The following is a 20,783-nucleotide window of genomic DNA, read 5'->3' as shown; positions in this document are numbered from 1 at the left end:
GTAACGCAAACAGAAAGCGCCCATACACACCGTTTTGTGACCGTCATCGCGGGCGGAACGCTACTCATCTGACCATACTTACCCTCACTGCCATTGATGGAGGGCAAACAGATGCACTGGCAAACGCATACCGTTTTCAATCAACCCATCCCCCTGAATAACAGTAATCTTTTCCTGTCCGATCGTGCCTTATATGACGCCGTCATGCGCGAAGGCGCTGCCTGGGATGCCGATTTACTGGCGAGCATTGGTCAGCAACTGGGCACCGCCGAATCGCTGGAGCTTGGCAGACTGGCGAACGTTAATCCTCCCGAATTACTGCGCTATGACCCGACGGGGGCACGGCTTGATGATGTGCGCTTTCATCCGGCCTGGCATTTACTGATGCAAGGGTTATGCGCCAATCGGGTGCACAATCTTCCCTGGGAAGAGGAGGCGCGCAGCGGCGCATTTGTTGCACGCGCGGCCCGGTTTGTGCTCCACGCGCAGGTGGAAGCCGGTTCGTTATGCCCCGTCACCATGACGTTTGCCGCGACCCCCCTGCTGCAACAGGCGCTGCCAACGCCTTTCCGGGACTGGCTGAAACCCCTGATGAGCGACCGTTACGATCCGCATCTGGCCCCTGGCAACCAAAAGCGCGGTCTGCTGATTGGCATGGGAATGACGGAAAAGCAGGGGGGATCGGACGTACTCAGCAATACCACCCGTGCAGAACGCAGCGGCGACAGCTATCGGCTGGTGGGGCATAAATGGTTTTTCTCAGTGCCACAGAGCGACGCGCATCTGGTGCTCGCCCAGGCAGAGGGCGGGCTTTCCTGCTTCTTTGTGCCGCGTTTCTTGCCTGACGGGCAGCGCAACGCTGTGCGGCTGGAACGCCTGAAAGATAAGCTGGGTAACCGTTCAAATGCCAGTAGCGAAGCGGAGTTCTTTGATGCCAGCGGCTGGCTATTAGGAGACGAAGGGGACGGCGTGCGTCAAATCCTCAAAATGGGCGGCCTGACCCGTTTTGACTGCGCGCTGGGGAGCCATGGGTTAATGCGTCGGGCATTTTCAGTGGCCCTGTATCATGCTCATCAACGCCAGGTCTTTGGCAAAAACCTCGTCGATCAACCGATGATGCGCGACGTGCTCAGTCGGATGGCGCTACAACTGGAAGGGCAGACGGCGTTTTTATTTCGTCTTGCGCGTGCCTGGGATGCGCGTGCAACACCGGAAGAGGCGCTCTGGGCTCGGCTGTTTACGCCGGTGGCGAAATTTGCGGTCTGCAAGGCGGGTATGCCGTTTGTGGCTGAGGCGATGGAAGTGCTCGGCGGCATTGGCTATTGTGAGGAGAGCGAGCTTCCCCGGCTTTACCGGGAAATGCCCGTCAACAGCATTTGGGAAGGCTCCGGCAATATCATGTGTCTCGACGCCTTGCGCGTGCTGACCAAACAGCAGGGTATCAACGAACTGTTGCATGATGCGTTTGGGGCAGTAAAAGGCCAGGACCGACATTTCGATCGGGCTTGGCGACAGTTACAGCAGCAGTTGCGTAAACCGCAGGAAGCACAAGGGCGAGAAATAACGCAGCAGCTCTATCTGTTAGCGACGGGGGCGCAGATGCTGCAATTTGCGCCCCCGACGATGGCGCAGGCCTGGTGCCGGATGATGCTGGATATGCGTGGCGCTTCAGTGGTGGGTCAGCAGGTACAAAATGACCTGCTGCTGCGTGCCACGGGTGGTGCGGGTTAATCTGTCTTCAGGCTAAACAGGCGCACCACCTCGGTCAGGTGCGCCCCTTTTTCGCGCAGGGTGCCAGCGGTTTGCTCACTGCGCGAAACCCGTCCGGCGTTGATGTGCGTTGCCTCACCAATGTGTGTCATGGCGATATTAACCTGATTAATGCCTGCCGATTGCTCGTGAGAGGCGTTATTGATCTCATTAACCAGTTGATTAATATGGTTCATATGCGCAGTGATGGATTCCATCGCCTGGCGCGTGTTGTCAGATAACGTGTGGCCCTCACGGACTTTTTTCAGCGTATCACTGGTCAGTTCGTCGATCTCTTTTACCGCGTTGGCGCTGCGCGCGGCCAGCGCGCGTACTTCCTGAGCCACGACCGCAAAGCCCTTACCGTGTTCCCCGGCACGCGCGGCTTCCACTGCTGCGTTCAGCGCCAGGATATTGGTCTGGAAGGAGATGGATTCAATCACATGTGTGATATCGGCAATGCGCTGTGAGGCGGTACGGATCGCGTCCATGGTGGTCACGGCCTCTCCGACAGTCGTTCCCCCCTTTTGTACTTCCTGACAGGTTTCATTGACCAGTGACTGCATCTCTTCCATGTTGGCCGCATTTTGCTGCACGGTGGCCGCGAGCTGCTCCATGCTGGCTGAGGTTTCCTCAACGCTGCTGGCCTGCTTGTTGATCTGCTCACTGATTTCACTGCTGTCGGCGGCAAGCTGATTGGTGCCGAGATGAATGTCGCTGGCGGATTCACGCACTTGTAACACGATGGCGTGCAGGCCCTTTCCGATTCCGTTAATCGCATCAATGAGTTGCCCCACTTCATCCTGGCGTTTGACCTCCAGGCTGGCCCGCAAATCTCCTGATGCATAACGGCTGGCGAGACCAATGGCATCACGCAGCGGACGGGTAAGCCAGCGGCGAACAATCACCACAAACAGCGCTGCAAATAGCAAAGAGAGCACCAGCCCGGCTATCAGGAACTGGTTGCGTAGGCTGTTAACGTCATTAAGCAATACCGCTTTATCGACTTCGCCCACCACCGTCCAGTTCCAGCCAGGTACGGTTATCCAGGAGAGCATACGCTGGCGTCCATCAGGACGCTGCTGTTCCAGTGTACCGGTCGTCTTTTGCAGCAGGGTTTCGAGCTCCTGTTCATCCCACTGTGGACGTTTCCCCTCCTCACTGGGGTGGAACAGGTAGTTACCGTAGTTTTTGCCGCGATTGCGATCCAGTACGAAGAAATGACCGCTTTCACCCAGCTGGCGTCCGAGGATCTTACTGCGCATGACCTCCCACGAGTGGGTGATGTCCATGCCGACAAATAAAATGGCAATGGTGTTACCCTGGGTATCCTTAACTGGCTGGTATTGTGTGATGTAGCGCTTGCCGAATAACAGGGCCAGACCCCGATACACTTCGCCTTTCAGGACAGGAGCAAAAGCCGGGCTGGCTTTGTCCAGTTTCGTGCCTATGGCGCGATCGCCATTCTCTTTACGTAACGAGGTGGCCACCCTGACAAAATCGTCGCCACTGCGTACAAACAGGGTGGCAATCGCGCCGGTGCGAGTCAGAAAATCATCAACGGTGGCGTTGTTTTCATGCAGGTCGCTATCGCCTCCTTTCAGCAAGGGTACGCTGATACCGTTAATTTCACGGCGTTGCGATTGATCGATGGTCACTGGCTGAGGCAGAAAACTGGTGAACAGGCGGGTATAACTTTCCACCTCTTCGCTCAGGCTGTTGTTAAACATCTCCACCATATCCTGAACGCCGGTGGACTGATTGTGGAGGTCTTCGAGCGCCAGGTTTTCCAGCTGTTGACTGGCTTTATTGCTTAACAGGAAGGTAAATACCAAAAAGAGCACGGCTACACTGGTGCCGGTAAGAAGGGAAAGTTTGGTGCCGAGTCCAATGCGACTAAAAAAGGTGCTCATAAAATATCCGCTGAAAAAAATGTCAGCACCTTCAACGGCAATAATTCGATAACATTTAATTTGTCAATGTAACTAAATATTACATAAATATATCTTTGCAGTAACTCGTTGTTAACAAAGGGTCAAAGCAAAAAAGCCACGCATTTGACGTGGCTTTTCATGATGTACGGCCTGTCAGGCATAAATGATGGCCTGAACCCGCCAGTTGTCTGCTCGCTGTTCTTCTTGCATTTGAATGATGCGATACCAGGATGCACCCTGTTCATCGGCTTTCAACGCGATAACGCGTTCGACGTCTTGTGGACTTCCGGAAATATTGTTGACAGAAATCAGGCCAATTTCATTCAGCCCAGTGACGCAATCAGCGCTCGCGAACTCTGCCGACTGCGCGGTTGTGCTTATCATACCCACTGAAAGCAGCAGTGAGGTTAAGGCAAGAGATCGTTTCATATCAGCTCCATTTCACGTTACCCCGATCGATGACAGGGCATTCCGTCGCGAGAGAATCCATACAGTCCATTGTGCACAGGCGAACATAAACGGATGAAAATCAGTGTAAATCTTCCTTAAACAATGCGTTTTTACTGGCGATACAGTAGGGCGCGGGCGTACCAGCGTCCCGGGAGAATCGTGTCATCCATCATTAAAATGACGTAGTAATCCGCCCTGGCCTGGGTCGCTTTTACCTTAATGGCCTCTTCAACATCCATCGGCGAACCCAGCACGGTCACGCTTACGGCACCCATCTCCTGCAGGCTTTGCGTCTGATTACGACTAATTTCCTGAGGATGATCGCTTACCGGAGGGGCCGCCTGCGGCTTACCTTCCAGTGCGCTACAGCTGCTTAAAACGAACGCCAGCAGAATAGCGCTGAAACTGCGCATCATTTTTTCATGTCTCCTGATTGCCATAGTGTAGTTCCTCGTTAATTTCCGCTCAGGGGAATGTTCCCGAATTGTTATCCCTGCCGTTATTTTCGAATGAAAATTCCGTGAAAGCGTAATCTATATCTCAATGTTTAAGGTTGATATGAAAACTCTGACTTGCACCTGCCGTTGCGGGGTGGCATACCAGCACTATAGAACACGGAGGCGCAAATGATTGAACTTGATCTACGGCATTTTGCAGGTATTGAAACACTCCATGCTTTCCCGCAAGGAAAGGCGGCGCAGCCGCTGCCCACGATTATTTTTTACCACGGCTTTTTGTCATCAAAGCTGGTTTACAGCTACTTTGCCGTGGCGTTGGCGCAGGCCGGATTTCGGGTGATTATGCCGGATGCCCCCCTGCATGGCGCTCGCTTTAACCATGATGAAACCGGCAGGTTGCAGCAGTTCTGGCAAATCTTACAGGGCAATTTTGCGGAGTTTCCCGCACTACGGGATGCGCTTTATCAGGCTGATTTAGTGGAAGGTGATCGGCTGGCCGTGGGGGGCGCATCAATGGGCGGAATGACCGCGCTCGGTATCATGACCCAGTTCCCGGAGGTGCGTAGCGTGGCTTGTCTGATGGGTTCCGGCTATTTTTCCACGCTTTCGCGAACGCTTTTCCCACCGCTTGACCCTACTCAACCCGCTCAGGAGACGGATTTCAACGCACTTATTGCGCCCCTGGCACAATGGGATGCCACAACGCATTTGCAGCAGTTGGGAAACCGACCACTTCTGTTATGGCACGGAAAAGATGATGATGTGGTGCCCGCTGCCGAAACCGTACGCTTACAGCAGGCGCTGGCAGGAGAGGGGCTGGATAGCCAACTGACATATTTACAAGAGCCCGGCGTGAAGCACCGCATTACACCCACGGCGCTGGATGCCGCCGTCGCCTTCTTCACCCGGACGCTTTGATTACACCCGAAGCACTTTGACGCCTTGATCCTCAAGCTTTTTGAGGATCTCCGGGTTAGCTTGTTTGCCGGTAATGACCATGTCGATTTGATCGGCGCTACTGAACAGCATGCCCGCACGTTCGCCCACTTTACTGCTGTCGACCAGCACGACCAGTTTTCCCACCATGTTAAGCATTTTCTGCTCGGCCATCGCGGTGAGCATATCGGTCTTGTACAGCCCTTCGGCGGTCAGCCCTTTGCCACTGGTGAACATCCAGTGACCGGCATAGAGACTGTTTTCACTACTCTGCGGGCCCAGGGTAATCGACTGGCTTTTATTATACTGCCCGCCCATGATAACCACGCTGTCGTGTTCTTGCTCAATCAGGTAATTAGCGAGCGGCAGGTAATTGGTGATGATCTGCACCGGTTTACCGCACATCTCACGTCCCAGCAGAAACGCTGTCGAACCGCAGTTAATCACCACGCTCTCTCCGGCGTTAACCAGTTGCGAGGCGGCCCTGGCAATCCGCACTTTTTCATCATGATGCACAGCTTCATGGATGTTCATAGGGGACCAGCGCGCGCGCTGCTGGCTGATTGCCTCGGCACCGTTACGTACTTTTTTGAGCTTGCCGATTTCATCAAGCTTGTTGATATCCCGACGCGCGGTCGCCGGGGAAACGCCCAGACTTGCGATAACTTGTTCAACCGTAATAAAGCCCGCCTGCGCCAGTTTATCCAGCAATATTTGATGTCTTTGCGCTTCCGTCATGAGCTATTCCGATAAGAAATGATGTGAAAAGATGATATTTGAAATAGCCTGAAATTACTAAAGATTCGTACTGCATGCCAGTAAAAAGGGCGGGTGCTGTGCCGCAACCGCCCTGACGATTAAAGGAAAGATTTAAACGGAAGATCGGGCTCGTGGGTAAAGCAGTCATCGAAGCCGCGAGGGTAATGGTATTCAAAATTATCTTTATCCAACGGCCAGGTGAATTTACCGCCGACCTGCCAGATAAAGGGCTTGAAGCCATATTTCAGGCGATCTTTTTTCATCTCCCATAACACGCGGATTTCCTGCGGATCAGCCTGAAAGTTTGACCAGATGTCATGATGGATAGGAATAACCACTTTGGTATTGAGGGCCTCGGCCATGCGCAGCATATCGGCACTGGTCATTTTATCTGTGATGCCGCGTGGGTTCTCACCGTAAGAGCCTAAAGCCACATCAATGTGATATTCATTGCCGTGTTTGGCGTAATAGTTGGAGTAGTGGGAATCTCCACTGTGATAAAGCGTTCCAGCGGGAGTTTTAAAGACGTAGTTCACTGCACGCTGGTCCATGCCGTCTGGCAGAACGCCTGCCGCCTTTTGCTCGACGGGCAGGGTGATCAGGGCTGTGCGATCGAATGCATCAAGCGCATGAATTTCAATATCTTTGATACGTACGACATCACCGGGTTTGACCACGATACAACGCGACTTTGGCACACCCCAGCCTACCCATAAATCGACGCAGGTTTGTGGACCAATGAAAGGAACATCGTCGGCGCAGTTTTTCATGACCGCAGCGGCCACATTGACATCAATATGATCGTTGTGATCGTGGGTAGCGAGGATCGCATCTACCTGGCGGATGGCAAAGGGATCCAGCACAAACGGCGTGGTACGCAGGTTAGGCTGTAGTTTTTCCACCCCGGCCATGCGCATCATCTGGTGGCCTTTTTTCATCAGCGGGTTACCGTGACTCTGCTTACCCGTACCGCACCAGAAGTCGACACAAACATTTGCCCCCCCTTCGGATTTCAACCAAATGCCCGTACAGCCGAGCCACCACATGGAAAATGTGCCCGGTGCAACGTTTTCCTGCTCAATCTCTTCATTCAGCCAACTGCCCCATTCAGGGAACGTGCTCAGGATCCATGACTCACGGGTGATGGTTTCAATTTTACTCATCGCGCCACTCCTTACCGTTATTTATCAAAAATAATCAAATAATGACAACTTATGATTTATGTTTTCACAGTTTTTTCATGGCTGCAAGAGGGGTGACTAGATTAAATAAAAGGTCATCCAGGCCTTTAAGTATGTGCTCCTGTCATGGTTACTAAAGGGTTTTTTATTTATTCTTTTGAATATAAATGATTTTTACGGAATAGCTCGAAGAGGGTGTGGAGGCGTTTCATGGCTGAGCAAATAATTTGCGTGATTCATCACAAATAATCAAAACCAATCTTTTTGTGATTGTTTTTGATTGGTAGAGTGAATTTACACCTTGTGCTGCATCGATGAGATGAAGCACCTTTTTGACTGGAGCAAGTTATGGAGATCCTCTACAACGTCTTCACCATTTTTTTTAATCAGGTTATGACCAATGCCCCGCTGCTGTTGGGCATCGTGACCTGTATTGGCTACATCCTGCTAAGAAAAAGTGTCAGCGTCATTGTTAAAGGCACCATCAAAACCATTATTGGTTTCATGCTATTGCAGGCGGGGTCGGGGATCCTGACCAGTACCTTCAAGCCCGTCGTTGCTAAAATGTCTGAGGTCTATGGCATTAATGGTGCTATTTCAGACACCTATGCCTCGATGATGGCCACCATCGAACGTATGGGGGATGCTTACAGCTGGGTCGGTTATGCCGTGCTGCTCGCGCTGGCGCTGAACATTGCCTATGTCTTACTCCGGCGGGTAACGGGCATACGCACCATCATGCTGACCGGGCACATCATGTTTCAGCAGGCTGGGTTGATTGCGGTATTTTTCTTTATACTTGGCTACTCCATGTGGACCACCATTATCTGCTCCGCCGTCCTGGTGTCGCTCTATTGGGGAATCACCTCCAATATGATGTACAAACCGACCCAGTCCGTAACGGACAACTGCGGATTCTCCATCGGTCATCAACAGCAATTTGCCTCCTGGATAGCCTACAAACTTGCTCCTTACCTGGGCAAAAAAGAGGAGAGCGTGGAAGATCTGAAACTGCCAGGCTGGCTAAATATCTTCCATGACAACATTGTCTCCACCGCGATTGTGATGACTGTCTTCTTCGGGGCGATCCTGCTCTCGTTTGGTATCGATACCGTTCAGACGATGGCCGGGAAAGTGCACTGGACGGTCTATATCCTGCAAACCGGCTTCCAGTTCGCGGTGGCGATTTTCATCATCGTTCAGGGCGTGCGCATGTTCGTCGCCGAACTGTCAGAAGCGTTCAACGGCATTTCACAGCGTCTGATTCCGGGTGCCGTACTGGCGATCGATTGCGCGGCCATTTATAGCTTTGCGCCAAACGCCGTGGTCTGGGGCTTTATGTGGGGGACCATCGGCCAGCTGATTGCGGTTGGCATTTTGATCGCCTGCGGCTCGTCCATTCTGATCATTCCCGGCTTCATCCCAATGTTCTTCTCCAACGCCACCATCGGCGTCTTCGCCAACCACTTTGGTGGCTGGCGCGCGGCGCTCAAAATTTGCCTGGTCATGGGCATGATTGAAATTTTCGGCTGCGTCTGGGCGGTGAAACTCACTGGCATGAGCGCCTGGATGGGCATGGCTGACTGGTCAATTCTGGCACCACCGATGATGCAAGGGATGACCCTGGGCCTGTGGTTTATGGGCGTGATTATCGTGATTGCGCTGATCTACATGTTCTTCGCCGGGCGCACGCTGCGCGCTGAAGAAGACGCGGAAAAACAACTGACAGAACACTCTGCTTAAGAAGGAGTTTGACAATGACTGTACGTATTCTGGCTGTATGTGGTTGTGGGCAAGGTAGCTCGATGATCATGAAAATGAAAGTTGACCAGTTTCTGACGCAGCAGGGCGTCAACCACACGGTGAACAGCTGTGCGGTAGGCGAGTACAAAAGCGAACTTTCAGGGGCTGACATCATTATCGCCTCCACCCACGTGGCGGGTGAGATCGAAGTGTCTGGCAACAAACATGTGGTGGGCGTTCGCAATATGCTTTCAGCGGCGGATTTTGGACCGAAGCTGATGGAAGTGATTAACGCGCATTTTGCGCAGGATGTGAAATAAGGATGCGCCATGAAATTACGTGACTCACTGGCGGAGAACAATGCGATTTGTCTTCAGGCTGAGGCCAGCACCTGGCAGGACGCGGTGAAAATCGGCGTAGACCTTCTCGAAGCGGCGGGTGTTGTTGAGCCGCGTTACTACCAGGCCATTCTGTATGGCGTTGCGCGCTTCGGTCCTTATTTCGTCATTGCCCCAGGGCTGGCGATGCCTCATGGCCGGCCAGAAGAAGGCGTGAAGAAAAACGGCTTCGCACTGGTGACGTTAAAAACACCCCTGGTGTTCAACCATGAAGATAACGACCCGGTGGATATCCTCATCACGCTGGCGGCCGTTGATGCGCGGACCCATCAGGAAGACGGCATCATGCAGATCGTCAACCTGTTTGAGGATGAAGCTAATTTTGACCGTTTACGAGCCTGCCGCACGGCGCAGGATGTCCTCGATTTAATTGATAGCGCCACGGCGGCGTCTGTTTAAAGGAGCAACAATCATGTCTGATTTACCGATGTTACAGGTGGCCCTGGATAACCAGACGCTGTCCCACGCCTACGAAACCACCCGTTTGATTGCTGAAGAAGTGGACATTATCGAAGTCGGCACCATTTTATGCGTGGGTGAAGGCGTCCGCGCGGTGCGCGACCTGAAGGCGCTCTATCCGCATAAAATTGTGTTAGCCGATGCCAAGATTGCCGATGCCGGGAAAATCCTCTCCCGCATGTGCTTTGAAGCGAATGCGGACTGGGTAACCGTTATCTGTTGCGCCGATATCAATACCGCCAAAGGTGCACTTGATGTGGCGAAAGAGTTTAACGGTGATGTCCAGATTGAGCTGACCGGTTACTGGACCTGGCAACAGGCACAGCAATGGCGCGACGCAGGGATTCAGCAGGTGGTTTATCACCGTAGCCGTGATGCCCAGGCGGCAGGGGTGGCATGGGGCGAGGCTGATATCAGCGCTGTGACGAAGCTGGCGGAAATGGGCTTTAAAGTGACGGTTACCGGTGGTCTGGCGCTGGAAGATTTACCGTTGTTCCAGGGAATTCCCATCCATGTCTTTATTGCCGGACGCAGTATTCGTGATGCCGCCGATCCGGTAGAGGCTGCCCGCCAGTTCAAACGCTCAATCGCTCAGCTTTGGGATTAAGGAGGGCGCATGACACTCAAACAGAACCCGCTGGGTATTTATGAGAAAGCGCTCCCCGCCGGGGAGTGCTGGCGAGAGAGGCTACGGCTGGCAAAAACGCTGGGGTTTGATTTTGTTGAAATGTCGGTAGATGAGACGGATGCGCGGTTAGCCCGCCTGGACTGGAGCGCTGAACAGCGGCTGGCACTGGTGAGTGCAGTGGCAGAAACCGGGGTCAGAGTGCCTTCAATGTGCCTCAGTGCTCATCGCCGCTTTCCGTTGGGGAGCGAGGATGACGCCGTCCGCGCCGAAGGCCTGACGATAATGCGTAAAGCTATCCAGTTTGCTCAGGACACCGGTATTCGTGTGATTCAGTTGGCCGGTTACGACGTTTACTACCAGCAGGCGAACGACACAACCCGGCGTCGTTTTCGTGAAGGGCTAAAAGAAAGCGTCGATATGGCCAGTCGGGCGCAGGTCACGCTGGCGATGGAAATTATGGACTATCCCTTGATGAACTCGATCAGTAAAGCGCTGGGTTATGCGCATTATCTGAACAACCCGTGGTTCCAGCTTTATCCGGATATCGGCAATCTTTCTGCGTGGGACAACGACGTACAGATGGAGCTGCAGGCGGGTATTGGTCACATCGTCGCTGTGCATGTAAAAGATACGCGCCCAGGCATCTTCAAAAACGTGCCTTTTGGCACCGGTGTGGTGGATTTCGAACGTTGCTTCCGAACGCTGAAGGAAAGTGGTTATAGCGGCCCCTATCTGATTGAGATGTGGAGCGAAACGGCTGACAACCCGGCAGAGGAAGTGGTAAAGGCCCGGGACTGGGTCAAAGCGCAGATGTCATGTGCGGGTCTTGAGGAAGCAGCCTGATGCAGACGCTTAAACAGCAGGTGTTTGAAGCGAATAGGGATCTGCCACGTTTCGGGCTGGTGACCTTTACCTGGGGTAATGTCAGTGCGATCGACAGGGAGCGCGGCGTCATCGTGATCAAGCCGAGTGGAATAGCCTATGAGGTTATGACAGTCGATGACATGGTGGTGGTTGATCTTGAGGGAAACGTAGTAGAAGGGCGGTATCGTCCCTCTTCGGACACGGCGACCCATCTGGCGCTCTATCAGCGCTACGCTGAGCTGGGTGGTGTCGTACACACCCACTCTACCCATGCCACCGCCTGGGCGCAGGCAGGGTTGTCGATCCCGGCAATGGGCACGACCCATGCTGATTACTTCTTTGGCGATATTCCCTGTACGCGTGGCCTGACGAAACAGGAGGTCGAAGGTGAGTACGAACGTAATACGGGCAAGGTGATCATTGAAACGCTGGATGACAATAATCCGCTGCATACGCCGGGAATTGTGGTCTATCAGCATGGCCCGTTTGCCTGGGGAAAGGATGCGGCAGATGCGGTGCACAATGCGGTAGTGTTGGAAGAGGTTGCACGAATGGCCTGGATAGCCCGGGGCATTAATCCAGCACTAAAGCCGATTGATGACTACCTCATGCACAAACACTTTATGCGTAAGCATGGCCCCAATGCTTATTACGGGCAAAAGTAGGAATAGCGCCCCGGACAACCTCACTTTGGGGTGACGGTATCCTGTCGTCCGGGGCCATTTTTAGTATTGCCGATAGGGTGTCGGTGAAAAGCGCATGCCCAGCAGCGTTATTACACAGATGATGGCACCCGCATAGAACGTGGAGGCGGCGCCGAGTGTTTCCCACAAGACGCCTGCCCCGACGCTGGCGAGCAGCAGGGCGATACCGCTCATCAGGTTGAACATGCCGAATGCCGTACCGCGCAGTTCCGCAGGAGCGGTATGGGCTATCATCGCTGCCAGCAGCCCCTGGGTCATGCCCATGTGGATGCCCCACAAGGCAACACCAAACAGTAACGTGCTCCAGTGGCTGCTCAGCGCCAGGACGATATCTGCCGCGATCAGTACCAGCAGGCCGGCCTGCAGCATTTTGCTATGACTCATGCCATCGGACAGCTTACCGAAAGGATAGGCTGTCAGGCTGTACACCAGGTTCATGGCTACCATGACCAGTGGAATAGCAAACAGGGGAATATCCATTTGCTGGGCACGCAAAACCAGAAACGCTTCGCTAAAACGGGCGAGGGTAAAGACAGAACCGAGAGCGACCACCCACCAGTAAGCGTTGCTCAGCTTCTTCAGATTTTCGCGGGTAAGTGGGTTCGTGCGTTTTTTGATCACCGGCGTTTTCGGTTCTTCAAGGCCAAAATAGAGCAGCACGATGGCCAGCGCGCCAGGGACGACGGCGACCCAGAAGATGGCCTGGAAGTCATTGTTCCAGAGCAGCATCAGGCCAACGGCCAGCAACGGGCCGAGAAACGCTCCAAGGGTATCCAGCGACTGGCGCAGACCAAAAGCCGCACCGCGAATGTCTGGTGGCGTCACATCGGCGACCAGCGCATCGCGGGGGGCACCACGGATGCCTTTGCCGACGCGGTCAATCATGCGTGCGCCAAAGACCACGCCAGAGGATGACGCCAGCGCAAAAAGCGGTTTGCTCAGCGCGCCCATGCCGTAACCCAACAGCGCCAGTCCCTTACGTTTACCGAGGTAGTCACTGAGCACGCCGGAAAAGACTTTGATAATCAGTGCCGTTGCCTCCGCCAGCCCTTCGATAAGGCCGATGACAATCACGCTTGCCCCGAGGGTTGTGGCCATAAAAAGAGGCAGGAGACTGTGAATCATCTCAGACGAGACATCCATTAGCAGACTGACGCCACCCAGTACCCAGACGCCTTTTGGAATACGGCTTAATGTAGCAGGACGCACAAACACATATCACTCCGGATAGTTTGCTGATTAATGTGCTATTAAATCAGCAGACTATGACGATGATAAGCATTAAAAAGAAATAATTATCATTTAATTTTGGCGATAAAAAAGCCTCCGCGTAAGGAGGCTTTAGATTCAGCGCGGCGATTAACGGTAAATTTCTGCGCTGGCATGCAGGCTGTTATTACTGCCCGGCTCATGCATTATCAGGGTATGAAAATATTTTGCCCCGCGCACGTTGGCCTCGTCGTTCAACGCTTTTTCCGCTTCTTTTTCCTGAGCGAAATTATGGTTGATGTAGACCACGCCCAGACTCTGGACGTCGTCCATATTGCGGGCCTGTTGACCGTTAATTTTGATGGCCGCTGTCGCGCTGGCGCTGAGCAACAGCATAGTTAATAAGATTGCGATGTTTTTCATGGTATTACGCTCCACAACAACTGACTGTACCACCGTCAGGTCATGCGTTCGTCCCTGTGTTTGGGTATGCATAAAGTCTACGCTTTCCCGCCAACACGTATCGCGACCATTTCTGATGCAGTCATTCAAAAATTTGCCGTGATGCGGTTTGTCTTAAGTTTAATGCCGACGTATGAAGCGGCTTTGCGGTTAGTGCGAATTATTTGCGCAATCAGCTTGAGTTTGAGGGGGGAGATAAGTATTATGGCGCGTCATTTTTCAGCCGACCTTTAACACGTTCCTTGCCTCCATGGGCCTCGGCTGACCCAGACAGGAGGCTGAATAATCCGTAAGGAGCAATTCGATGCGTCATTACGAAATCGTTTTTATGGTCCATCCTGACCAGAGCGAACAGGTTCCGGGTATGATCGAACGCTACACTGCTGCCATCACTGGTGCAGAAGGTACGATCCATCGTCTGGAAGACTGGGGCCGCCGTCAGCTGGCTTACCCGATCAACAAACTGCACAAAGCTCACTACGTTCTGCTGAACGTGGAAGCGCCGCAGGAAGTTATCGATGAGCTGGAAACAACTTTCCGCTTCAACGATGCCGTTATCCGTAGCATGGTAATGCGTACTAAGCACGCTGTTACCGAAGCATCTCCGATGGTTAAAGCGAAAGACGAGCGCCGTGAGCGTCGCGATGATTTCGCAAACGAAACCGCAGATGATGCAGATGCTGGGGATTCTGAAGAGTAATTTCTGATGACCAACCGTCTGGTGTTATCCGGCACCGTGTGCAGGATGCCCCTTCGAAAGGTCAGCCCATCAGGAATTCCTCATTGCCAGTTCGTGCTTGAGCATCGTTCTGTGCAGGAGGAAGCCGGTTTTCACCGGCAGGCGTGGTGCCAAATGCCCGTTATCATTAGCGGACACGAAAACCAGGCCATTACTCACAGTATAACGGTCGGTAGCGCAGTAACCGTTCAGGGGTTCATTTCTTGCCACAAGGCAAAGAACGGCCTGAGCAAAATGGTTCTGCATGCCGAGCAGATTGAATTGATAGATTCTGGAGACTAGCCATATGGCACGTTATTTCCGTCGTCGCAAGTTCTGCCGTTTCACCGCGGAAGGCGTTCAAGAGATCGACTATAAAGATATCGCAACGCTGAAAAACTACATCACCGAAAGCGGTAAGATTGTCCCAAGCCGTATCACCGGTACTCGTGCAAAATATCAGCGTCAGCTGGCTCGCGCTATCAAACGCGCTCGCTACCTGTCCCTGCTGCCGTACACTGATCGTCATCAGTAATCGGGCACAGTCCATTTATACGACTTTAAGAGGATAAGGTAATGCAAGTTATTCTGCTTGATAAAGTAGCAAACCTGGGCAGCCTGGGTGATCAGGTCAATGTTAAAGCGGGCTACGCTCGTAACTTCCTGGTCCCACAGGGTAAAGCTGTTCCTGCTACTAAGAAAAACGTTGAGTTTTTCGAAGCACGTCGTGCTGAACTGGAAGCCAAACTGGCTGACGTTCTGGCCGCTGCTAATGCACGCGCTGAGAAAATCAACGCACTGGAAACCGTAACCATCGCGTCTAAAGCTGGCGACGAAGGTAAACTGTTCGGTTCCATCGGTACTCGCGACATCGCTGACGCTGTAACTGCAGCTGGCGTTGACGTAGCTAAGAGCGAAGTTCGTTTGCCGAACGGCGTTCTGCGTACCACTGGCGAGCACGAAGTGGACTTCCAGGTTCACAGCGAAGTGTTTGCTAAACTGACCGTTAACGTTGTTGCTGAATAATTCAGCCTCTGACGTTGCGTAAAAACGCCGGCCTTGTGCCGGCGTTTTGCTTTTCTGCCCTTATCTCATCACTCTCTATTCCTATTCCCTGCTCATTCCGCGATAATCAAAATTAAAACGTGATTTTAAAAATGGGGATGAAATGGAAACGGTACTCCCTGCACCGCTTTTCGCCCGCAAAAATGCGGCATATGCAGGCGCAGCCTTCTGTTGTTTACTCTGGGGAAGTGCATATCCGGCGATAAAAAGCGGCTATGAGATTTTCCAGATTGCGGTGGATGATATTCCGTCCAAAGTCGTGTTTGCGGGTTACCGCTTCTTGTTTGCCGGCATTTTGCTGCTGTTGTTTATGCTGGTGCAAAGCAAGCCACTCGGGCGTCTGTCAACCCGCCAGTTTGGCCAGGTCGCGTTGCTTGGCGTGACGCAAACCTCCCTGCAATACGTCTTCTTCTACGTGGGACTTGCGTTTACCACCGGGGTAAAAGGGTCGATTATGAATGCGACCGGCACGTTCTTTAGCGTGCTGCTGGCACATTTCATCTATCAGAATGACAAACTCAGCTTTAATAAAAGCCTTGGCTGCGTGCTGGGCTTTACCGGCGTGATGGTCGTCAACCTCAGCAGTGGCTCGCTCGATTTTAGCTTCAGTCTGATGGGGGATGGTTTTGTGGTGATGGCGGCGTTTATCCTGTCGGCAGCCACGCTGTACGGTAAGCGCATTTCACAGACGGTGGATCCGATGGTCATGACGGGCTATCAGCTGGCGTTTGGCGGGCTGGTGTTGATGATTGGCGGTTATGTTAGTGGGGGTTCACTCACTTTCCACGGCGTTGGATCGGTGATGATTCTTGGCTACCTGACGCTGCTTTCATCCGTCGCCTTTGCCCTGTGGAGCGTGCTGCTGAAGTACAACCGCGTCGGCATGATTGCCCCCTTCAATTTCCTGATCCCGGTATCAGGTGCGCTGCTTTCTGCCCTGTTTCTTGGCGAGAACATTCTCGAATGGAAGTATGCTGTTGCGCTGGTTCTGGTTTGTTCAGGCATCTGGTGGGTTAATAAGGTCGCCAGAAACAGATAACTGTTTAAAGAAGCCCGGCCGTGACTGACGTCTGCCGGGCTTATCAAGCATGGGTTAACGCGCGCGGATAAAGCTGCCATCCTGTTGACGCGTAAAGAGCACCGACTGCGCGTTGCCGCCTTCAATCGTCAGGCCCGTTACCACACCGTTCGCGTTCTGACGAATCTTCACCATCTGCCCGCTCTGTAGCGTGCTCAATGGCTTCCCGTCACCTTCCACTTTGGCCATCGCATAAACGTCTGTCGGCGGCAGGTTATGATCGCGGAAAAGTTGTGCCAGCGTTTTTCCCTGTTCAACCCGGTAGGCGCGCCATTGCTGATCGATGCCGCTCGCAGCAGGTGCAGCGGTATGCTGTGGCGCTTGTTCCTCATCCTGAGGCTGTTCCTGAATCGGTTCGGGTTCAAGCGGGACGTTTTGCTGTGGCTCATTGACCAGCGGCGCGGAAGATTGGCTCTGCGCGGGAGACGTGGTCAACGTGGGTGACGAAGGTTGAGATTGCGACTGGATATCCAGTTGAGCTTCTCGCGTCGCGTTTGAAGACGGTGGCGCATCGTTCCCCGACGGCAACAGAATGCCAATCACCACCAACAGGAACGCCAAAATCAGCCCCTTGCGGTGCAACGACGGAAGCGGGTCCAGAATGCGAAAATGGTCCGGGGCGTGCCAGATTTTCGCCAGGGTAGGTTTCAGTTCAAATCGCCCGGGCATGGCTTTCCTCCTGCTCCGCGTCATTTATTATCCTGTGATGTTGAGTATAGATGGCTAACTCTCTGATCGACTGCGTAATGTGATATCTCCCGCCGTGACATTGAGATTAATCTTACCGACACTATTCTTTCTGTTTCTCTGCGATTTGTCATCTTTACTGCGACAAAGTTTTACCCGTTGCGACGTGGCTGTTATGCTGCGCGCTACCTTAAAAAGTGATGAAAGGAAGACCCATGACAACCCCAACGTTTGACACGATTGAAGCGCAGGCCAGCTATGGCATCGGTTTGCAGGTAGGACAGCAGCTTAGCGAATCCGGCTTACAGGGGCTGTTACCGGAAGCACTGGTTGCCGGTCTGGCCGACGCACTGGCAGGCAAACAACCGGCTGTACCGGTGGACGTTGTTCATCGTGCGCTGCGTGAAATTCACGAACGTGCAGACGCCGTGCGTCGTGCTCGCTTCGAAGAAATGGCAGCCGAAGGCGTGAAATACCTGGAAGAAAACCGTGAGAAAGAAGGTGTGAACAGCACCGAATCCGGCCTGCAGTTCCGTGTTATCACTCAGGGCGAAGGTGCTATTCCGGCGCGTACTGACCGTGTTCGCGTGCACTACACCGGTAAACTGACCGACGGTACCGTCTTCGACAGCTCCGTTGCCCGTGGCGAGCCGGCTGAATTCCCGGTTAACGGCGTCATCGGCGGCTGGATTGAAGCGCTGACCCTGATGCCGGTTGGCTCGAAGTGGGAACTAACCATTCCGCACAACCTGGCCTATGGCGAGCGTGGCGCTGGCGCGTCCATCCCGCCATTCAGCACGCTGGTGTTTGAAGTGGAATTACTGGAAATCCTGTAATCCTGCCGGCGTTTTCCTCTCCTCGACGGGGGAGAGGAGGGCGCCACTGCGCTAATCATTCAGTAAATGAATTACTTTCGATACTTTATCTTGCTATGCGCGAAATGCAGTGTATTTTTGTGACCTCCATCGCTTAATCCGAGTGATATGCTGCTCACTTTAAACAAATATTTAACATCATCTTGAATTCAGAGTATTCATCCCGCCAATTCTTACCTAATATCGTTGCGTCCGCGTAAGGGCGAATGACGTAATTAAAGGCCAGCAGAGCCTCAACAACACAGACAGGAAATAAACATGGTAGATCAGGTAAAAGTCGTGGCCGATGATGAGGCTTCGACCGAACAGTCACTCCGGCGCAATCTAACAAACCGACATATTCAGCTTATTGCTATCGGCGGTGCCATTGGTACCGGGCTGTTTATGGGATCGGGGAAAACAATCAGTCTCGCCGGGCCGTCGATCATTTTCGTTTATATGATCATTGGTTTTATGCTGTTTTTCGTCATGCGAGCGATGGGTGAATTGCTGCTGTCGAATCTCGAATATAAATCTTTTAGCGACTTCGCCGCCGACCTGCTCGGGCCGTGGGCGGGGTACTTCACCGGCTGGACCTACTGGTTCTGTTGGGTGGTGACCGGAATGGCAGATGTGGTGGCCATCACCGCTTACGCGCAGTTCTGGTTCCCAGGGCTATCCGATTGGATTGTCGCACTCTCGGTGGTGGTCGTGCTGCTGAGCCTCAATCTTGCCACGGTGAAAATGTTTGGTGAGATGGAATTCTGGTTCGCGATGATCAAAATCGTCGCCATTGTGGCGTTGATTATCGTGGGCCTGGTGATGGTATTGACCCACTTTAAATCGCCGACCGGGGTAGAGGCTTCCATTGCCCACCTGTGGAATGACGGCGGCTGGTTCCCGAAAGGCATCAGCGGTTTCTTTGCCGGTTTCCAGATTGCGGTGTTCGCCTTTGTGGGGATTGAACTGGTAGGCACCACGGCTGCTGAAACCAAAGATCCGGAGAAATCCCTGCCACGGGCGATTAACTCTATTCCGATTCGTATCATCATGTTCTACGTTTTCGCGCTGATCGTGATTATGTCCGTGACGCCGTGGAGCTCCGTGGTGCCGGATAAAAGCCCGTTCGTTGAGCTGTTCGTACTGGTTGGCCTGCCTGCGGCGGCGAGTATTATTAACTTCGTGGTGCTGACCTCTGCCGCCTCTTCCGCAAACAGCGGCGTATTCTCGACCAGCCGTATGCTGTTCGGCCTGGCGCAGGACGGTGTGGCACCGAAAGCCTTCGGCAAGCTCTCTAAACGCGCGGTACCGGCAAAAGGGCTGACCTTCTCCTGTATCTGCCTGCTTGGCGGTGTGGTAATGCTGTACGTGAACCCAAGTGCGATTGCGGCCTTCACGATGATCACCACCGTTTCGGCCATCCTGTTTATGTTCGTCTGGACGATTATCCTCTGTTCATACCTCGTTTACCGTAAACAGCGCCCGCAGCTGCACGAAGCCTCTATCTACAAGATGCCGCTGGGTAAAGTGATGTGCTGGGTCTGTATGGCGTTCTTCGTGTTTGTGGTCGCGCTCCTGACCCTGGAGCAGGACACTCGTGAAGCGTTAATTATCACGCCGCTATGGTTTGTGGTGCTGGGCTTAGGCTGGCTGATTGTTGGCAAGAAGCGCCTGCAAGGCCTGAATAAATAAACCTGCATACCAGCCAATAAAAAAGAGCCGCTTCGGCGGCTCTAAAGTGACTTCCATGAAACAGGGCGCTCTCGGGCGCCTTAACTTAATTCCCAGCGAGGGCACGCGGAAACAGAACGTTGTTTTCCAGACTGATGTGCTCCATCAGGTCATCAATCAATTCATTAATACCGTTGTACATCGCTTTCCAGGTGGTGCAGGCTTCCGCTGGCGGCGTCACGTTGTTGGTGATGTGTTTGATCACTTCCAGCAGTTCGCCTGCATCATCATGTTCACTTTCCATCACACTGATCGGGCCTGAGGCCTGGCTTCCCATTCCTTGTTTTATCATCGGGAACAGAATGCGCTCTTCTTTCATCATATGGCTGGAAAGTTCATCAAGCAGCATGGTGAGGTATTTGGTCAGTCCTTTGGGCACGTTCGGTTTGTCGGCGTGAACGCGTTCTACTTTGGTAGCTTGCAGAATCAGTTCTGGCAGTTGTTCACGATGACGATCGTGGTAGCGCACGATGATGTGGTCGATGATTTCGCCCAGTGCGGTCACGCGCCAGTCTTTCTCAACAGGTTGCTCTGCCAGTTTAGCCAGCTCTGTTTCGATCACACTGACGTCCAGCTCTTTGCGCGTTGCCGCGCGTTCAAGCGTTTGCTTACCGCCGCAGCAGTAATCCATATCGTATTTACGGAACAGCGCAGATGCACGTGGAATGGAGAGCGCCAGTTCACCCAGGGGTTGATCACGAAAGGCCATAGCCGTT

Annotated in this window: 24 protein-coding genes; 15 read left to right on the top strand and 9 right to left on the bottom strand. The window is 53.2% G+C overall.

Annotation, left to right across the window (positions count from 1 at the left end; all coding sequences use genetic code 11):
• The first annotated feature begins 111 nt into the window (after window positions 1-111).
• Window positions 112-1,731: an isovaleryl-CoA dehydrogenase gene (locus ACUY4Q_RS21790; protein WP_458044740.1), complete on the top strand. Its 1,620-nt coding sequence runs from the start codon at window positions 112-114 to the stop codon at window positions 1,729-1,731.
• Here ACUY4Q_RS21790 and ACUY4Q_RS21785 read toward each other — a convergent pair.
• From ACUY4Q_RS21785 to bsmA, 3 genes are all read right to left on the bottom strand, one after another.
• Window positions 1,728-3,662, bottom strand: coding sequence for a methyl-accepting chemotaxis protein (locus ACUY4Q_RS21785; RefSeq protein WP_458044739.1), 1,935 nt, complete (start codon window positions 3,660-3,662; stop codon window positions 1,728-1,730). The genes ACUY4Q_RS21790 and ACUY4Q_RS21785 overlap by 4 nt on opposite strands.
• 174 nt (window positions 3,663-3,836) lie before the next feature.
• Window positions 3,837-4,112, bottom strand: coding sequence for a DUF1471 family protease activator YjfN (gene yjfN, locus ACUY4Q_RS21780; RefSeq protein WP_458044738.1), 276 nt, complete (start codon window positions 4,110-4,112; stop codon window positions 3,837-3,839).
• A gap of 131 nt (window positions 4,113-4,243) precedes the next feature.
• Complete coding sequence (bsmA, locus tag ACUY4Q_RS21775) at window positions 4,244-4,573, bottom strand: biofilm peroxide resistance protein BsmA (protein ID WP_458044737.1); 330 nt, start codon at window positions 4,571-4,573, stop codon at window positions 4,244-4,246.
• Window positions 4,574-4,759: 186 nt separating this feature from the next.
• Here bsmA and yjfP point away from each other — a divergent pair, with 186 nt between their 5' ends.
• On the top strand, window positions 4,760-5,509 hold the full coding sequence (yjfP, locus tag ACUY4Q_RS21770) for an esterase (RefSeq protein WP_458044736.1): 750 nt from the start codon (window positions 4,760-4,762) through the stop codon (window positions 5,507-5,509).
• Here the strand turns inward: yjfP and ulaR are convergent, their stop codons facing one another.
• Together ulaR and ulaG are read right to left on the bottom strand one after the other, a co-directional pair.
• Window positions 5,510-6,265 (bottom strand): HTH-type transcriptional regulator UlaR, encoded by a 756-nt coding sequence (ulaR, locus tag ACUY4Q_RS21765; protein WP_458044735.1) that lies wholly within the window; start codon window positions 6,263-6,265, stop codon window positions 5,510-5,512. It abuts the gene before it with no gap.
• Window positions 6,266-6,384: 119 nt separating this feature from the next.
• Entirely contained in the window at window positions 6,385-7,449 is a 1,065-nt protein-coding gene (ulaG, locus tag ACUY4Q_RS21760; protein ID WP_458044734.1) for an L-ascorbate 6-phosphate lactonase, read from the bottom strand.
• Window positions 7,450-7,815: 366 nt separating this feature from the next.
• On the opposite strand from ulaG, the gene ulaA reads away from it, so the two are divergent.
• The 6 genes from ulaA to ACUY4Q_RS21730 are packed head-to-tail and all read left to right on the top strand — an operon-like array spanning window position 7,816 to window position 12,224.
• Window positions 7,816-9,210: a PTS ascorbate transporter subunit IIC gene (gene ulaA / locus ACUY4Q_RS21755; protein WP_458044733.1), complete on the top strand. Its 1,395-nt coding sequence runs from the start codon at window positions 7,816-7,818 to the stop codon at window positions 9,208-9,210.
• A 14-nt stretch (window positions 9,211-9,224) separates the two neighbouring features.
• Window positions 9,225-9,530: a PTS ascorbate transporter subunit IIB gene (gene ulaB / locus ACUY4Q_RS21750; protein ID WP_437886883.1), complete on the top strand. Its 306-nt coding sequence runs from the start codon at window positions 9,225-9,227 to the stop codon at window positions 9,528-9,530.
• A gap of 9 nt (window positions 9,531-9,539) precedes the next feature.
• Complete coding sequence (gene ulaC, locus ACUY4Q_RS21745; protein WP_458044732.1) at window positions 9,540-10,007, top strand: PTS ascorbate transporter subunit IIA; 468 nt, start codon at window positions 9,540-9,542, stop codon at window positions 10,005-10,007.
• Window positions 10,008-10,020: 13 nt separating this feature from the next.
• On the top strand, window positions 10,021-10,674 hold the full coding sequence (locus ACUY4Q_RS21740; protein ID WP_458044731.1) for a 3-keto-L-gulonate-6-phosphate decarboxylase UlaD: 654 nt from the start codon (window positions 10,021-10,023) through the stop codon (window positions 10,672-10,674).
• Between the two features lie 9 nt (window positions 10,675-10,683).
• The gene (locus tag ACUY4Q_RS21735; protein ID WP_458044730.1) at window positions 10,684-11,538 is read left to right on the top strand and encodes an L-ribulose-5-phosphate 3-epimerase; all 855 of its coding nucleotides are present in this window, start codon (window positions 10,684-10,686) and stop codon (window positions 11,536-11,538) included.
• Entirely contained in the window at window positions 11,538-12,224 is a 687-nt protein-coding gene (locus ACUY4Q_RS21730) for an L-ribulose-5-phosphate 4-epimerase (RefSeq protein WP_458044729.1), read from the top strand. The genes ACUY4Q_RS21735 and ACUY4Q_RS21730 overlap by 1 nt, the downstream gene beginning before the upstream one ends.
• A 60-nt stretch (window positions 12,225-12,284) precedes the next feature.
• Here ACUY4Q_RS21730 and ACUY4Q_RS21725 read toward each other — a convergent pair whose 3' ends face one another.
• Both ACUY4Q_RS21725 and ACUY4Q_RS21720 read right to left on the bottom strand, forming a co-directional pair.
• Window positions 12,285-13,478 (bottom strand): MFS transporter, encoded by a 1,194-nt coding sequence (locus ACUY4Q_RS21725; protein ID WP_458044728.1) that lies wholly within the window; start codon window positions 13,476-13,478, stop codon window positions 12,285-12,287.
• Between the two features lie 144 nt (window positions 13,479-13,622).
• Window positions 13,623-13,895: a YdgH/BhsA/McbA family protein gene (locus tag ACUY4Q_RS21720; RefSeq protein WP_458047416.1), complete on the bottom strand. Its 273-nt coding sequence runs from the start codon at window positions 13,893-13,895 to the stop codon at window positions 13,623-13,625.
• Between the two features lie 343 nt (window positions 13,896-14,238).
• Between ACUY4Q_RS21720 and rpsF the strand changes: the two genes are divergently transcribed.
• From rpsF to ACUY4Q_RS21695, 5 genes are all read left to right on the top strand, one after another.
• Entirely contained in the window at window positions 14,239-14,634 is a 396-nt protein-coding gene (gene rpsF, locus ACUY4Q_RS21715) for a 30S ribosomal protein S6 (protein WP_458044727.1), read from the top strand.
• 6 nt (window positions 14,635-14,640) lie between these two features.
• Window positions 14,641-14,955: a primosomal replication protein N gene (gene priB, locus ACUY4Q_RS21710; protein ID WP_015704181.1), complete on the top strand. Its 315-nt coding sequence runs from the start codon at window positions 14,641-14,643 to the stop codon at window positions 14,953-14,955.
• Between the two features lie 4 nt (window positions 14,956-14,959).
• Entirely contained in the window at window positions 14,960-15,187 is a 228-nt protein-coding gene (gene rpsR / locus ACUY4Q_RS21705) for a 30S ribosomal protein S18 (protein WP_000135199.1), read from the top strand.
• Window positions 15,188-15,228: 41 nt separating this feature from the next.
• The gene (rplI, locus tag ACUY4Q_RS21700; protein WP_437434348.1) at window positions 15,229-15,678 is read left to right on the top strand and encodes a 50S ribosomal protein L9; all 450 of its coding nucleotides are present in this window, start codon (window positions 15,229-15,231) and stop codon (window positions 15,676-15,678) included.
• A 142-nt stretch (window positions 15,679-15,820) separates the two neighbouring features.
• Window positions 15,821-16,756 (top strand): DMT family transporter, encoded by a 936-nt coding sequence (locus ACUY4Q_RS21695; RefSeq protein WP_458044726.1) that lies wholly within the window; start codon window positions 15,821-15,823, stop codon window positions 16,754-16,756.
• A 54-nt stretch (window positions 16,757-16,810) separates the two neighbouring features.
• Here ACUY4Q_RS21695 and ACUY4Q_RS21690 read toward each other — a convergent pair whose 3' ends face one another.
• Window positions 16,811-17,464, bottom strand: a complete 654-nt coding sequence (locus tag ACUY4Q_RS21690) for a LysM-like peptidoglycan-binding domain-containing protein (RefSeq protein WP_458044725.1) — start codon at window positions 17,462-17,464, stop codon at window positions 16,811-16,813.
• A 233-nt stretch (window positions 17,465-17,697) separates the two neighbouring features.
• Between ACUY4Q_RS21690 and bamJ the strand changes: the two genes are divergently transcribed.
• A complete protein-coding gene (bamJ, locus tag ACUY4Q_RS21685) occupies window positions 17,698-18,318 on the top strand; it encodes a BamJ family beta-barrel-assembly machinery protein (RefSeq protein ID WP_458044724.1) in 621 nt (206 codons plus the stop codon).
• 297 nt (window positions 18,319-18,615) lie between these two features.
• The gene (gene cycA / locus ACUY4Q_RS21680) at window positions 18,616-20,028 is read left to right on the top strand and encodes a D-serine/D-alanine/glycine transporter (protein WP_458044723.1); all 1,413 of its coding nucleotides are present in this window, start codon (window positions 18,616-18,618) and stop codon (window positions 20,026-20,028) included.
• 85 nt (window positions 20,029-20,113) lie between these two features.
• Here cycA and ytfE read toward each other — a convergent pair whose 3' ends face one another.
• Window positions 20,114-20,776: an iron-sulfur cluster repair protein YtfE gene (ytfE, locus tag ACUY4Q_RS21675; protein WP_458044722.1), complete on the bottom strand. Its 663-nt coding sequence runs from the start codon at window positions 20,774-20,776 to the stop codon at window positions 20,114-20,116.
• Between the last annotated feature and the right edge of the window lie 7 nt (window positions 20,777-20,783).

Source organism: Phytobacter cepae, from assembly GCF_054165735.1.
This window is presented reverse-complemented; position numbering and strand designations above follow the sequence as displayed.

What these genes read in the sequence shown, in the direction of transcription:
- ACUY4Q_RS21790 (WP_458044740.1), top strand. Translation starts at nt 112, where the DNA reads ATGCACTGGCAAACGCATACCGTTTTCAATCAACCCATCCCCCTGAAT.
- ACUY4Q_RS21785 (WP_458044739.1), bottom strand. Translation starts at nt 3,662, where the DNA reads ATGAGCACCTTTTTTAGTCGCATTGGACTCGGCACCAAACTTTCCCTT.
- yjfN (WP_458044738.1), bottom strand. Translation starts at nt 4,112, where the DNA reads ATGAAACGATCTCTTGCCTTAACCTCACTGCTGCTTTCAGTGGGTATG.
- bsmA (WP_458044737.1), bottom strand. Translation starts at nt 4,573, where the DNA reads ATGGCAATCAGGAGACATGAAAAAATGATGCGCAGTTTCAGCGCTATT.
- yjfP (WP_458044736.1), top strand. Translation starts at nt 4,760, where the DNA reads ATGATTGAACTTGATCTACGGCATTTTGCAGGTATTGAAACACTCCAT.
- ulaR (WP_458044735.1), bottom strand. Translation starts at nt 6,265, where the DNA reads ATGACGGAAGCGCAAAGACATCAAATATTGCTGGATAAACTGGCGCAG.
- ulaG (WP_458044734.1), bottom strand. Translation starts at nt 7,449, where the DNA reads ATGAGTAAAATTGAAACCATCACCCGTGAGTCATGGATCCTGAGCACG.
- ulaA (WP_458044733.1), top strand. Translation starts at nt 7,816, where the DNA reads ATGGAGATCCTCTACAACGTCTTCACCATTTTTTTTAATCAGGTTATG.
- ulaB (WP_437886883.1), top strand. Translation starts at nt 9,225, where the DNA reads ATGACTGTACGTATTCTGGCTGTATGTGGTTGTGGGCAAGGTAGCTCG.
- ulaC (WP_458044732.1), top strand. Translation starts at nt 9,540, where the DNA reads ATGAAATTACGTGACTCACTGGCGGAGAACAATGCGATTTGTCTTCAG.
- ACUY4Q_RS21740 (WP_458044731.1), top strand. Translation starts at nt 10,021, where the DNA reads ATGTCTGATTTACCGATGTTACAGGTGGCCCTGGATAACCAGACGCTG.
- ACUY4Q_RS21735 (WP_458044730.1), top strand. Translation starts at nt 10,684, where the DNA reads ATGACACTCAAACAGAACCCGCTGGGTATTTATGAGAAAGCGCTCCCC.
- ACUY4Q_RS21730 (WP_458044729.1), top strand. Translation starts at nt 11,538, where the DNA reads ATGCAGACGCTTAAACAGCAGGTGTTTGAAGCGAATAGGGATCTGCCA.
- ACUY4Q_RS21720 (WP_458047416.1), bottom strand. Translation starts at nt 13,895, where the DNA reads ATGAAAAACATCGCAATCTTATTAACTATGCTGTTGCTCAGCGCCAGC.
- rpsF (WP_458044727.1), top strand. Translation starts at nt 14,239, where the DNA reads ATGCGTCATTACGAAATCGTTTTTATGGTCCATCCTGACCAGAGCGAA.
- priB (WP_015704181.1), top strand. Translation starts at nt 14,641, where the DNA reads ATGACCAACCGTCTGGTGTTATCCGGCACCGTGTGCAGGATGCCCCTT.
- rpsR (WP_000135199.1), top strand. Translation starts at nt 14,960, where the DNA reads ATGGCACGTTATTTCCGTCGTCGCAAGTTCTGCCGTTTCACCGCGGAA.
- rplI (WP_437434348.1), top strand. Translation starts at nt 15,229, where the DNA reads ATGCAAGTTATTCTGCTTGATAAAGTAGCAAACCTGGGCAGCCTGGGT.
- ACUY4Q_RS21695 (WP_458044726.1), top strand. Translation starts at nt 15,821, where the DNA reads ATGGAAACGGTACTCCCTGCACCGCTTTTCGCCCGCAAAAATGCGGCA.
- ACUY4Q_RS21690 (WP_458044725.1), bottom strand. Translation starts at nt 17,464, where the DNA reads ATGCCCGGGCGATTTGAACTGAAACCTACCCTGGCGAAAATCTGGCAC.
- bamJ (WP_458044724.1), top strand. Translation starts at nt 17,698, where the DNA reads ATGACAACCCCAACGTTTGACACGATTGAAGCGCAGGCCAGCTATGGC.
- cycA (WP_458044723.1), top strand. Translation starts at nt 18,616, where the DNA reads ATGGTAGATCAGGTAAAAGTCGTGGCCGATGATGAGGCTTCGACCGAA.
- ytfE (WP_458044722.1), bottom strand. Translation starts at nt 20,776, where the DNA reads ATGGCCTTTCGTGATCAACCCCTGGGTGAACTGGCGCTCTCCATTCCA.